Annotated in this window: 10 protein-coding genes; 2 read left to right on the top strand and 8 right to left on the bottom strand. The window is 35.5% G+C overall.

Annotation, left to right across the window (positions count from 1 at the left end; all coding sequences use genetic code 11):
- Positions 1–30: 30 nt before the first annotated feature.
- From F6K23_RS20795 to tmk, 5 genes are all read right to left on the bottom strand, one after another.
- A complete protein-coding gene (locus tag F6K23_RS20795; protein ID WP_293159351.1) occupies positions 31–300 on the bottom strand; it encodes a hypothetical protein in 270 nt (89 codons plus the stop codon).
- A complete protein-coding gene (locus tag F6K23_RS20790) occupies positions 297–1,256 on the bottom strand; it encodes a DNA polymerase III subunit delta' (protein WP_293159349.1) in 960 nt (319 codons plus the stop codon). The genes F6K23_RS20795 and F6K23_RS20790 overlap by 4 nt, the downstream gene beginning before the upstream one ends.
- Positions 1,257–2,266: 1,010 nt before the next feature.
- A complete protein-coding gene (locus tag F6K23_RS20785) occupies positions 2,267–3,733 on the bottom strand; it encodes a family 10 glycosylhydrolase (RefSeq protein ID WP_293159347.1) in 1,467 nt (488 codons plus the stop codon).
- Positions 3,734–4,270: 537 nt separating this feature from the next.
- Entirely contained in the window at positions 4,271–4,873 is a 603-nt protein-coding gene (locus tag F6K23_RS20780; protein ID WP_293159345.1) for a glutathione S-transferase family protein, read from the bottom strand.
- 596 nt (positions 4,874–5,469) lie between these two features.
- Positions 5,470–6,135 (bottom strand): dTMP kinase, encoded by a 666-nt coding sequence (gene tmk, locus F6K23_RS20775; protein ID WP_293159343.1) that lies wholly within the window; start codon positions 6,133–6,135, stop codon positions 5,470–5,472.
- Positions 6,136–7,106: 971 nt separating this feature from the next.
- Here tmk and F6K23_RS20770 point away from each other — a divergent pair.
- Complete coding sequence (locus F6K23_RS20770; protein WP_293159341.1) at positions 7,107–7,274, top strand: hypothetical protein; 168 nt, start codon at positions 7,107–7,109, stop codon at positions 7,272–7,274.
- 278 nt (positions 7,275–7,552) lie between these two features.
- A complete protein-coding gene (locus F6K23_RS20765) occupies positions 7,553–7,891 on the top strand; it encodes a hypothetical protein (RefSeq protein ID WP_293159339.1) in 339 nt (112 codons plus the stop codon).
- Positions 7,892–8,438: 547 nt separating this feature from the next.
- Here F6K23_RS20765 and F6K23_RS20760 read toward each other — a convergent pair.
- The 3 genes from F6K23_RS20760 to F6K23_RS20750 all read right to left on the bottom strand — a co-directional run bounded on the left by F6K23_RS20760 (position 8,439) and on the right by F6K23_RS20750 (position 13,122).
- Positions 8,439–8,573, bottom strand: coding sequence for a hypothetical protein (locus F6K23_RS20760; protein WP_293159337.1), 135 nt, complete (start codon positions 8,571–8,573; stop codon positions 8,439–8,441).
- A gap of 19 nt (positions 8,574–8,592) precedes the next feature.
- Positions 8,593–10,923, bottom strand: coding sequence for a cation-translocating P-type ATPase (locus F6K23_RS20755; protein WP_293159336.1), 2,331 nt, complete (start codon positions 10,921–10,923; stop codon positions 8,593–8,595).
- A 1,572-nt stretch (positions 10,924–12,495) separates the two neighbouring features.
- Positions 12,496–13,122 (bottom strand): Uma2 family endonuclease, encoded by a 627-nt coding sequence (locus F6K23_RS20750; protein ID WP_293159334.1) that lies wholly within the window; start codon positions 13,120–13,122, stop codon positions 12,496–12,498.
- Positions 13,123–13,187: the final 65 nt, after the last annotated feature.

Raw genomic sequence — 13,187 nt, 5'->3', positions numbered from 1 at the left:
CTCACCTTATCCTTCAACTGCTGTAAAGATTTATGGTTTGATTTTTCGTTGACTCCTCTCTTTGAAACTTAACTGAACTATTTTCATCCCAAGTAGATATTCTGCTGGGGTGATTTTTTTTGATTCAATCTTGAGATGGTGACCCACCCCTAACCCCTCCCAGGAGGGGAATGTGGGGAGATGGCGAGATGGAAGAATTTTTCTACCTTGTTCCCCTATTCTATTTCTGAATTTCCTAACTACTTCTTCCCTCTTCCCTCTTCCCTCTTCCTTCTTCCCTCTTCCTTCTTCCTTCTTCAAAAAGAACACATCGCCATGAAAGTACATTCCCAAACTAATCTAGGTTGGACATAGGAGAGTAAATATTTTCTCGCTGTCTCCAGATGTTTGAGACATTCCACTTTGTCAAGGTGCTGTTGTGGTTTTGCCCAATAACTATGCTGTAGATAATCTATCAACCATAACTGCGCCTCCATATCCAAATTTTTACTAATATCTCGCCCTACTTCTAGTGCTTGACGAATAGTCTTAATACCCTGAGTTACCCTTTCCAAAATATCCGCAGGAATTTCTTGTAGTTGTTGCCAAGCAGCGATCGCCTCTCCTGGACTACCTTGAGCCATCATCATCACTTCTTTATGCCTCAAAATTTCTTCATGGCCAGCTTTTTCCAATACGAGCTTCATATTCTCGTTGGCCAAGCGATAAAAAGGAATGCGCTGGCATCGGGACACCAAGGTGGGCAATAATGAATCAACTCCCGGAGCAATTAAGATTAAAGTTGCCCGTTTACCTGGTTCTTCCAAAGTTTTCAACAAACCATTTGCGGCACTTTCTCTCATTGTTTCAGCTTGTTGCAAGACTACTACTGATCTTGCAGTTTCTAGGGGGGGGCGGCCAAGAAATTCACTAATTTCCCGTACCTGTTCGAGACGAATTTGAGGTGGTGACTTGCGTTTGACTCCTGCTTCTGTTGCTTCTTTTGCTGAGAGTAGTTTTCCTTGATGTAGATAGGTGGGTTCTACCCATAATAGGTCTGGATGGTTCCTTTTATGAATGCGATTTTTTAGGGATGGGTTAGCGGGGGAGTGGTTATTGGAGAATAGGAGTTCAATAAAACATTGGGCAGTTAAACCCCTTCCTATTCCTGGAGTGCCTACAAATAAATAGGCAGGGGCAATACGTTGGCGAGTAACTGCTTGAGTTAATAATTCTATGGCTTGGTTTTGTCCGATAATTGAGGTAAATAAATTCAAAAGTTAAAAGTTAAAAGTCAAAAGTTAGAAGAATACGGGAGATGAGGTTTTCATCCCCTACCTATCAACCTAATTCAAAAGTTAAAAGTTAAAAGTTAAAAGTCAAAAGTTAGAAGAATACGGGAGATGAGGTTTTCATCCCCTACCTATCAACCTAATTCAAAAGTTAAAAGTTAAAAGTCAAAAGTTAGAAGAATACGGGAGATGAGGTTTTCATCCCCTACCTATCAACCTAATTCAAAAGTTAAAAGTTAAAAGTCAAAAGTTAGAAGAATACGGGAGATGAGATTTTCATCCCCTACCTATCAACCTAATTCAAAAGTTAAAAGTTAAAAGTCAAAAGTTAGAAGAATACGGGAGATGAGATTTTTATCCCTTACCTATAACCTAATTCAAAAGTCAAAAGTTAAAAGTTAAAAGTCAAAAGTTAGAAGAATACGGGAGATGAGATTTTTATCCCTTACCTATAACCTAATTCAAAAGTCAAAAGTTAAAAGTTAAAAGTCAAAAGTTAGAAGAATACGGGAGATGAGATTTTTATCCCTTACCTATAACCTAATTCAAAAGTCAAAAGTTAAAAGTTAAAAGTCAAAAGTTAGAAGAATACGGGAGATGAGATTTTTATCCCTTACCTATAACCTAATTCAAAAGTCAAAAGTTAAAAGTTAAAAGTCAAAAGTTAGAAGAATACGGGAGATGAGATTTTTATCCCCTACCTATAACCTAATTCAAAAGTCAAAAGTTAAAAGTTAAAAGTTAAAAGTTAGAAGAATACGGAACATGAGATTTTTATCCCCTACCTATAACCTAATTCAAAAGTCAAAAGTTAAAAGTTAAAAGTTAAAAGTTAGAAGAATACGGAACATGAGATTTTCATCCCCTACCTACAACCTAAAAGAAGGAGTCAGGAGGGAACAAGGAGGAAGAGGAGAATAAAGTTTTTCCTGAATGCTATGAAAAGGAGTCAGGAATCAGAATGAATATGTTTAATACAATTTTTAAAATTAAATCTAAAAAGATGATTTAACTCTGTTTGCTGCTTTTTCTGGTTCTCCAGAAAGTGGGAAGACTAATACGCTCTTAATATTAGAATTATTAACTAATTCGTCAAGGCGGTGTAATTGTTTATCGGTAATACCAATACCGTCATATTGTTTGGCATAATTCAATTCTTCCTGAAAGTTATCTTCATTATAAGCTTGAATAAAGACTCGATCTACTAACCATTTTTCCCAGTCTGCAGCAAAATATTTTTTTGCCCAGTAAGGGTTATGATGACTAAGATCAAAACTAACTGAATTATTGGCTTTTTTCATTTCTGTTACCATCTGCTTGGTAAAGCTTGTTAATTTCGCTGTCCGGTCTACTTTTCCTGGCAATTCTGCATGATATCCTAGATAATCATCCCATTGAACGGCATCAATTGTTGGATATTTTTTGACAAATTCAACTAAAATATTAGTAAAAAAGTTAGCCACTTCTTCTTCTTCTACATCCAAGACATAATGCTCAATTCCATCGTAGGTTTTATCCACTCCGGGAACTATCCATTTTTTAGCAATTGCTAAGTCAAAAATCGGACTATTTTTATCAATTTTAATGCCTTTCTCGAAGTAAGCATGAACTTCTATTCCTTGTTTATGTGCTTCATCAATTAACCAAACTAACCATTGTTCATTAAATTCATTAGGACAACTATTTGCTCCTAGTATTTCTTGCATTACTTCACTTTTGTACATAGTACAACCATTTCCCCAAACCCCATGAATTATGGCATTAAATCCTTGTTTTTTATAATAACGAACCCTTTCACGAATTGTTTTTTCATCTGCATTATTAGTTATATAATAACGACTTAAGTAAATTCCTCTAATTTCTTTTTTCTCCCAAGGAGTTAAAACTTTATCGTTGAGGGAATTATTATTAGGCTTAACTGGATTAACAATCTTTTTGTCGGCAGGAGTAGGTGATGGTGATTCTATTTTAGGTAAATCTGGTGTATTTTTGACGGTTTCTGATGAAGATGATTCGGTTTGATTTGGGTCAGTTTCTTTTGATTTTAAAACAGTTTCTTTTTCAAGGGAATTATTATTAGGCTTAACTGGATTCACAATCTTTTCTTCGGCAGGAATAGGTGATGGTGATTCTTTTTTAGGTAAATCTGGTGTATTTTTGGAAATTTCTGGTGAAGATGATTGAGATGATTCGGTTGGAGTTGAGTCAGTTTCTTTTGATTTTAAAACAGTTTCTTTTTCGGTTGATGTATCTTCTGATTTTACAGTGGGAATAGGAAGATTTGGAAATTTATCTTGGAGCCAAGAAACCACTGAATTATTAGATACGAATTTAGATAAATCGATCTGATTTCTCTGGATAAACCACCAGTAACTTCCACCTAAAAGCATCAAAAAAATTAGAATTTCTACCAAACAACCTGAATCAAAAAGACGAGAAGAATTATCCTTTTTTTTAGACATATTCAAGAATTTAGAATTTAGAATTTAGAATTTAGAATTACCTCTTCTTATAAATAAGAGGATTGGATCAAAGAACTTTTTTTCTTTTTTCTCCATTAATGGAGAGGCTTTAAACCTTAATTATTCGGTAAAATATTAATAAATTTAGATGAGATTTTTTGATTTCGTTAATCTCAATCTAATTTAATCTCCCAGAATAATTACGTTATTACTAAATACATACAACTTCTGGTTGAAGAATTTCGGAAATGTCTATTTAACTTAATATGTAAGCATTCAGCTATAGCATTCAGCGGTCAGCTTTTCCTGTAAAATGCACTCAAGTTCAGCTTTTTAATTAAGGAATTGCTCTTTGAACTTCTACTACATTTTTAACTCATAAATTGAAGCACTAGAACTAGAAGTCTGAGTTATTAATATAAGCAATTTTGTAGTAGGAAATATATTAGATATGACTTAAAGCTGATAGCTGATAACGCAGTTCCTCCGATAGGAGGCTAGCTGACTGCTGTTTGCGCAGCATGACCTAGGAAATGCTTACCTTAATATAGAACGATAAAGGGGCTGATTTTTTACTCTTTCTATCCAATTTTGGATTGCTGGAAATTGGCTTAAATTAAATCCTCCTTCATCGGCAACATGGGTATAAGCAAATAAACAAATATCCGCAATAGTGTAACTATTACCTACAAAAAATTGATGATTTTCTAAATGTTTTTCCATGACATTTAAAGCTGCATAACCTCCTGGTTGTTTTTGCTTAATTTCTGCTTGATATTCTTTTGCTTTTCCTAAAATACTTATCCAATAACGAGAGGTTGCAATATAAGGTTCATGGCTATATTGTTCAAAGAATAACCATTGCATAACTTGAGCTTTTTCCCATTTATCGGTCGGTAAAAATTTTGTTCCTTCACTGAGATAAAAAAGAACTGCATTAGATTCAGATAAACATTTTTCTGGTTCTATTTCTAAGACAGGTATTTTGCCATTAGGATTTTTTTGTAAAAATTCTGGAGTACGACTTTCTCCTTTTGTAATATCAATTTCCATTCTTTCAAAAGGGATTTCTAACTGAGTTAACAGTAAACGGATTTTATAGCAGTTACCAGAAGTAGAAAATTCGTATAGTTTTAACATATAGCAATTCCCATGATTGTGAAGTACAAAATTACTGAATAATTAATAATTAATAATGAATAATTAATAATTAAGAGTTGATAGTTAATAATTATTCATTCAACAATTCAGGTTTAAAGCCTCCCCTTTTAAGGAGATAAAATCAAAAAAAATCCTTTTAGTCAATCCTCTTCTTTTAAGAAGAGGTAATTATTAATTGTTAATTATTAATTGTTAATTGCTGAATTTTTTTTAGGGAGTAGGAGCTAGGGATTAACGAACTCAGAAGTCACAAGTCAGAAGTTAACCCACCCCTAACCCCTCCCAGGAGGGGAAGTAGGGGATGTGTGAGCAACTATCCAAAAACCCGATCGCCTTAAAAGGTGGGGTTTTAGAACCATATTATTTTGATAAAAAATAAGAAAAACAACAATGCCTTAGTAACTTGAGAAACGCTATTTTAATATAAATACTTAAAAAAAATCTCTTTCCCTTTATGAGTTTTATACCTTACCGTCTACACGGTGTTGACAATTGGTTGGGGTTTGAGTCCTCATCCATTTTTTCTTCCTTCTTCCTTCTTCCTTCTTCCTTCTTCCTTCTTCCTTCTTCCTTCTTCAAGCCCATTCTATTAATTTTTTCATCAGAACTTCTTGAATTTGTTCTTGAATTTTATCTATGGTCAGATTAGCATCTATTCGTACTATCAAAGGATTACTTTTAGCTAATTCTTGATAGCCTTGTTGTACCCTTTTATGAAATTGAATATCTGCTTGTTCCATCCTATCAATTTTTCCCCGATTTTTAGCTCTAGTTAAACCAATTTCAACATCAATATCTAACCAAAAAGTTAAATCGCTTTTTAACCCACCTGTAGCAATATGATTGAGTTTTTGAATTAAATCTAAATCTAAACCACGACCATATCCTTGATAAGTAATAGTCGAGTCAATAAAGCGATCGCACAATACTATAGCCCCTTTTTTTAAATAGGGTTTAATCAAGTTTTCTATATGTTGAGACCTATCTGCTGCATATAGTAATAATTCGGCTCTTTCTTGAATTTGTTCTCCAGATATATCTGTATTTAATAGTAATTCTCGTAAAGCTTGACCTAATTTTGTTCCTCCTGGTTCTCGTGTGACAATTACTTCTAAATCTATAAACTTTGAGAAAAGTTTGCTCGATTGTTTTTTTTCTAATAGCCAATTTCGTAAAAGTTGAATTTGAGTGGTTTTTCCACCTCCTTCTACGCCTTCAAAGACAATTAATTTACCTATCATTTTGCATTTGTTTATCTATGTTTAACTGATTTTTTACAATTTGCTAATAATTACTAATTTATTTATAGGAGCAATTTTATTTGAGTTGTGTTCTTCGACTTTTAGGGAAGAAGGAATGGCAGACATCGAAGTAATAAAATTCTTACTAATTATCCAGGGTTGTTTCATTCTAAACTGCGCCATTTTATTTCTTGACGAAACCATGTTATTTCAAGCTTTATTCATTAATGGATAATGGATAATTGATAATTACCTGTGGTTAAAACCGTTACGGAATTGAACATAAGGAAATACTATTTCTTTTTTTTCCCCTTAAAAGGGGAGGCTTCAAGGGGCGGATTATTTAATTATGAATAATTAATAATTAATAATTCGGTAAATTTATCTTTACCCTGCTTGAAAATCAATAAACTCATTGTCAAAATCTATAATGAAATAACCATGCTCACTATCTAGGATTCCTATCAACCAAATTATCATTAATATTTGTACCTCATATACCAACGAATCTGCTGTATATTATCACCTATAGGCAGTATATAGAATATTAGTTTATTACGACTTATATCATGTCCGGTTGAATAGTGATAAATAAATGACGGAGGAGTCAGGAGTCAGGAGTCAGGAGGAAAGAAGGAAGAAGCAAGAAAAAAAGAGGAGGAAAAGGAGAAAGTTTTTTTTGATCGCTAATTATCCGGACATAATATTACCGAAAAATTGTGGTTTAAAGCCTCCCCTTTTAAGGGTATAATAAAGAAAAATTTTCTTTATTAGTCAATCCTCTTCTTTCAAGGAGAGGTAATTATTCATTATTCATTATTCATTATTAATTGTTGAAGCACCTGCAATGTATTTTCGTCATTACTACCCATAGGGAAGTAATCTCAAATCCTAGTTTTTCCTACCTCATGCGTAAGTCCTGTTTATATTTTATTTTTTTCTTTTGGGTTTAATACCAATTTGAAAAAAGAATGTTACTAATAATAAGTGTGATAAAAAGATTTTACACAAAATGTCCCTTTGACAAAGCGGTGCGACCCCGCGACGACGCCAGTCGCAAGCGGTCGGACCCCGCGCCGCCGACAGGCGCAAGGGAACGCCGACCAAGAGAGGGAACGCGCACCAAGAGAAAAAGATAATTTACACCCTAAAAAATGGTATTAAAGCCATTCCCATACGACTCCTGACTCTTGACTTCCCCTCCAGGGAGGGGGAGGGGCGAGGGGTGGATTGAATCCTAAGAAATAGCCTAACTATTTGTAGTAAATATTTATCAAAATTAATTATTAATTATTAATTGTTGAAAAGCTTGTTTGGGTTTGAGTCCCCATCCACTTTTTCCTTTTTCTCTCTTCCTTCTTCCCTCTTCCTTCTTCCTTCTTAAATTCAAATAATTTTTCTGTGATTGGAGTTTTTTATGGCTCGCTATACTGGTGTATTTACTGTAGCTGTTGATGTAGAAAATCTACAGTTAATTTTGACAGATATTCTGAGTTATTGTGGTTTTGAAGTTGTCTATATTCGAGGCAATTATTTAATGGCTAGTGAAGTGGATAGTCAAGTTATTTTCTCTCAACTTGTTACTATAGAAATCAATGTTGGCATTGCAACTACTGCTGAAAAAACACGCATAAATATAGTTGTTAGAAATGAAGAAATCCCTTTAAAATCAGATAATCATTGTCGTCAAAAATTTGATTTGTTAACTCAGTCCATAATAGAAAACCCTAATTGGGAATTTATCGACAGCATTTGAATTTCAGTTATCAGTTATCAGTTATCAGTTATCAGTCAGGAGTTAGATAGGGCGATGTGCAGGAGGAAAAAAGAAAGAACAGAAGAAGAAAGTTTTTGGGTAGTACCTGCATGGTAATGTTCATTAATTGATAATTACCTCTGGTTAAAACCGTTACGGAATTGAATAGTAAGAAGATATTATTTCTTTTTTTTCCCTTAAAAGGGGAGGCTTTAAACCAGAATAATTTAATTATTAATTATTAATTTAGGACTTACGCAGATATGCTATATATAGTACTCATAACTATTGTCCAATAGTTACTGGACTCTATACACAGTTTCTTTGCGTAAGTCCTGATTAAGATAGTAGGGGAGTAGGGGAGTGGGGGAGTAGGGGAGTAGGGGAGTAGGGAAAATAGAAAGATTTACTGTTGAAGCACTCATTATAAGTTTTTTCATCACGCTCTTATCCGGACATTATATTAGACGAGGATGCGGAGATTGGATAATTGAGTAATTAATTCAATCTATTTTCTCTATTTATTAAAGAAAACCCTCGTGTCCATCTATCTGCGCGTCTTCCCCTCTCCGTGTCTCCGCGTCTCCGTGTCTCCCCCTCCCCGCGTCCTCAAGAACTCTCCCCATCTCCCCATCTCCCCATCTCCTAATCTCCCCATCTCCCCATCTCCCCATCTCCCCATCTCCCATCTGACTCCTAATTCAATGAAATGTACTACGCAACAATAAAGAGTTTGTCACAACACTTACAGAACTAAATGCCATAAAAGCACCAGCCGCCGCAGGGTTGAGAATAATACCAAAAGTCGGCAACAACACTCCCGCAGCTACAGGAATGCCTACAATATTATAGGCAAAAGCCCAAAATAAGTTTTGACGAATTTTGTTGAAAGTAGTACGACTGAGTTTAATTGACTGCACCACATCCATCAATTTATCCTGCATCAACACAATATCAGCAGCTTCCACTGCCACATCTGTACCAGCTTGCATCCCAATACCCACATTTGCTTGAGCTAGAGCAGGAGCATCATTAATACCATCTCCCACCATTGCCACTTTTCCAGCATTTGACTGCAAAGAAGCGATCGCTTCTGCTTTTCCAGATGGTACTACCTCTGCCAAAATATCTTTTGAGTTGATATTTAACTGTTGTCCAATAGTTTCGGCAACAGAAGAGCGATCGCCTGTTAATAACATCACTCTTAAACCCATACTTTGTAAACGCTGCACTGTTGCTTTAGCGTCATCTCGAAGCACATCGCTAACTCCGATAACTCCAGCTAATATTCCATCCACAGCAATATAAACTGTTGTTTTGCCGTTTAAAGTGGGGATATTTTCAGCATTGACAACAATTTTATGGCTTTTCAACCATTCCAAATTTCCCACTAAAGCAGGTTTACCATCTACAACAGCAGATATTCCTAAACCAGCTTCGGTGTGAAAGTCTGTTGCTGTGAGTAATGAGATATTCTCTTGTTCAGCTTTTTGTAAAATTGCTTTTGCCAAGGGATGACTCGCACCACTTTCCACCGTCGCTGCAATTTGTAATAACCATTGTGGGTTATCCCCGACAATATCGGTAACGGTGGGATGACCTGTGGTTAATGTTCCGGTTTTGTCAAAGACAATAGTATCTAATTCATGTACCTTTTCCAGTACATCCCCACCTTTTATTAATAAACCTCTTTCTGCACCAACACCCGAACCTACTAATATTGCTGTGGGTGTTGCTAAACCTAATGCACAAGGACAAGCAATAACTAAAACGGCGATAGTTAATTTCAAACTTAATAATAGTGGGGAAGTGGAAGTGGAATGTGCCATCATCATCCCTTCATGGTCGGTCATCTGCAACACATTCGGCCAGATATTAGTACCTGCTAAATACCAAAAGAGGAAGGTTGCGGAAGCTATAGTCATTACGCCATAGGTAAAATAACCTGCCACAGTATCTGCTAAATTTTGAATAGGTGCTTTGCGGGTTTGAGCGGTTTCGACTAATTTAACTATTTGAGCTAATGTAGTTTCCGAACCTGTGTGAGTTGCCTGGATAACTATAGCGCCTGAGTTATTGATAGTTCCCGCAGTAACTTTAGCGCCACATTCTTTTGTTACAGGTATAGACTCCCCAGTCAGCATCGACTCATCTATTGTTGTTTTGCCATTACATATTTCTCCATCCACAGGAATTTTTTCTCCAGGCAATACTTGGAGATATTCTCCAACTTTGACTCGTGAAGCTGGAATTTCTACAGACTCAAAATTATTCTCCCCGTTTGGTGGTGGGACTAAACGTGCGGTGGCAGGTTGGAGTGCTATTAATGACTGGAGGGTAGATGCTGCTCGATATCTTGCTTGTTGTTCGAGGGTTTTACCAAGAAGGATAAAACCAAGGATCATTACTGGTTCGTCAAAAAAGCATTCCCAACCTAATTCGGGAAATAGTAGAGCAACAATACTGGCAATGTAAGCGGTCATGGCGCCGAGACCAACTAGGGTGTTCATGTTGGGGGAGTTTCGCCAAAGACTTTGAACACCGTCGATGATAATTTCGCGACCTGGTAGTAATAAAGCTAAGGTTGCTAATGCTGCATGAAACCAAATATTACTCAAAATGGGAATTTCTAGACCAATGAAGTGACCCAAATGTCCCATACCTGAGAGAATAATGAGGAAAGCAGCGATCGCTATCCGTCTAATTTGTTGTTTAATTTCTTGGTTATGGCGTTCGGTTTGTTTTTTGGTTGCGTCTATTTCGGAGGTATCGAGACGTGGTTGAGTAGGGAAACCGTTATTTGTGAGTTTTTCGGCGAGGGTGTTTGGGTCGATCGCCCCTGTTTCGCATTGGACGGTTGCTACTTCGGTTGCTAGGTTGACTAGAGCGGAGATAACACCTGTTTGTTGGGTGAGTTGGCGTTCGACTGCTTTGACACATCCAGCGCATTTCATCCCACTAACATCAAGGGTGATGGTTTCTGATGGGGAGCGATCGATATTTGTTGTTTCTGGTTTGGAGGCAACTTGCATAAAATTTTCTCTACTAATTAAACTATTGAAGAAGGAGTTATTTCAGTTATCAGTTATCAGTACCTCCTATTCAGTAGGAGGCTTGAAATACTGAGTCAGGAGAATGGAGTTAGGGGAATTATAGAGGAGATAGTAGGAAGAATCATCCCTTGATTTTTCTGCCCAATTCTTGACCAAAATCCTAAATTTTTGAATCATTAGCACCTAAAACCTCGCATTTTTTGATACTTAGAAAGGCACTTACCTTTATCTATAAAGACTTTTATATTTAATCGGTAAGCCCTAATTAGGATGGGATAAATAACATAAAATGGATTTAAACTTGAGGTAAGTATTCAGCTATTAGCAATAAGACTCTCTCATATAGGAGAGTGTTTAAATTAACAACTGACTTTAAGTGCAAAGGAGGCAACTTTTGTAGCAAGACAATTAAATATTGCTTTTATCCTAAACTAAAAGTAATAGCTGATGGCTGACGGCTGAATACTTACAACTTTAGTAACCGAGTATTCAAACTTTTAATGTTAAATAACTTCCGTAAATTACTGTAACATCAAAGTTTTGAACTGATAAAATCTTACTTTTGACTTTTGGATTTTCAATTTTAATTAAGGATAAGATTTACCTGTTCAAAAAAGATTCATCCCTTGATTCAGCAACGCCCAAACTATAAAGTTTTGAGCGGATAAAATCTTACTTTTTACTTCTGAATGCATGACTTTTAATTAAGGATAAGATTTACCTGTTCAAAAAAGATTCATCCCTTGATTCAGCAACGCCCAAACTATAAAGTTTTGAGCGGATAAAATCTTACTTTTTACTTTTGAATGCATGACTTTTAATTAAGGATAAGATTTATAGCAATGTGCGCTGGCATATTTACAAATTACAAGAACTGTCCAATAGCTAAAAGCCTTATATTATCGGTTTTTTATTCCCCCTGTTGCCTGTTGCCTGTTGCCTGTTGCCTGCGCACAGCGCTATACCTGTTCAAAAAAGATTCATCCCTTGATTCAGCAAAGCCCAAACTATAAAGTTTTGAGCGGATAAAATCTTACTTTTGACTTTTGAATTTTGAATTTTAATTAAGGATAAGATTTACCTGTTCAAAAAAGATTCATCCCTTGATTCAGCAAAGCCCAAACTTTAAAGTTTTGAGCGGATAAAATCTTACTTTTTACTTTTGATTTTTGCCTTTTAATTAAGGATAAGATTTACCTGTTCAAAAAAGATTCATCCCTTGATTCAGCAAAGCCCAAACTTTAAAGTTTTGAGCGGATAAAATCTTACTTTTTACTTTTGATTTTTGCCTTTTAATTAAGGATAAGATTTACCTGTTCAAAAAAGATTCATCCCTTGATTCAGCAACGCCCAAACTCTAAAGTTTTGAGCGGATAAAATCTTACTTTTTACTTTTGATTTTTGCCTTTTAATTAAGGATAAGATTTACCTGTTCAAAAAAGATTCATCCCTTGATTCAGCAAAGCCCAAACTTTAAAGTTTTGAGCGGATAAAATCTTACTTTTGACTTTTGACTTTTGAATTTTGACTTTTAACTTCCGCGCAGCGACACTACTGTCCGACTTGAAATATTTGTTCTGCGGTCAAATTGAGTTCTGGAAAAGTCGGGGAACTAAGCACATCTTGACCTCTAAATAAATTAATCGCATATTCACTTTCAACTAAATTACAAACCGAAATAGTTGGTTGTTTAGGGTCTCCAATATATCGGCGACCTCCTAAACCTAAATAATCAACTATCCAATACTCGTTTATGCCTAATCTTTCATATTCTCCAAGCTTACTTAAATAATCATCTTGCCAATTGGTACTTACTACTTCTATGGCTAATTTAACACTTTTACCTTGAGTAATAGTCGATCGTTTTTTCCACATTGGTTCGTTTTCCATAGCATTATCATCTAATACCATTACATCAGGAATATAAGCTGATTTATCCGAATCTATAGCTTTAATTAGTCCCTGTCGAGGGATAAAAAAAGGTAAATTCAGGCGTTTAATTTCCACACCTAATTCCAAAGCTAGAAAACCAGCTACTTTTTCATGAGTTCCAGTAGGTTGCACTTCAACAATCTCTCCATTATGTAGTTCAAATCGACCATAACCATCAGGATACCAGTCCCAAAACTCCTCTAAATTCATTAACTTAATATCCGGTTTTTCTGTTGAAATAAGCATCTTATAATACTCCTAAGAATTTCGGTTTTGAAGAAGGCAGAAGGCAGAAGGGAAAATCGTATGGG

Source organism: Okeania sp. SIO2C9 (genome assembly GCF_010672455.1).
GTDB lineage: Bacteria > Cyanobacteriota > Cyanobacteriia > Cyanobacteriales > Microcoleaceae > Okeania.
This window is presented reverse-complemented; position numbering and strand designations above follow the sequence as displayed.

Bases quoted from the DNA above. Each gene is read 5' to 3' on its own strand.
- F6K23_RS20760 (WP_293159337.1), bottom strand. From the start codon at position 8,573: ATGGGGAGATGGGGAGATGGGGAGATGGGGAGATTAGGAGATGGGGAG.
- F6K23_RS20755 (WP_293159336.1), bottom strand. From the start codon at position 10,923: ATGCAAGTTGCCTCCAAACCAGAAACAACAAATATCGATCGCTCCCCA.
- F6K23_RS20780 (WP_293159345.1), bottom strand. From the start codon at position 4,873: ATGTTAAAACTATACGAATTTTCTACTTCTGGTAACTGCTATAAAATC.
- F6K23_RS20750 (WP_293159334.1), bottom strand. From the start codon at position 13,122: ATGCTTATTTCAACAGAAAAACCGGATATTAAGTTAATGAATTTAGAG.
- tmk (WP_293159343.1), bottom strand. From the start codon at position 6,135: ATGATAGGTAAATTAATTGTCTTTGAAGGCGTAGAAGGAGGTGGAAAA.
- F6K23_RS20765 (WP_293159339.1), top strand. From the start codon at position 7,553: ATGGCTCGCTATACTGGTGTATTTACTGTAGCTGTTGATGTAGAAAAT.
- F6K23_RS20770 (WP_293159341.1), top strand. From the start codon at position 7,107: ATGTTACTAATAATAAGTGTGATAAAAAGATTTTACACAAAATGTCCC.
- F6K23_RS20785 (WP_293159347.1), bottom strand. From the start codon at position 3,733: ATGTCTAAAAAAAAGGATAATTCTTCTCGTCTTTTTGATTCAGGTTGT.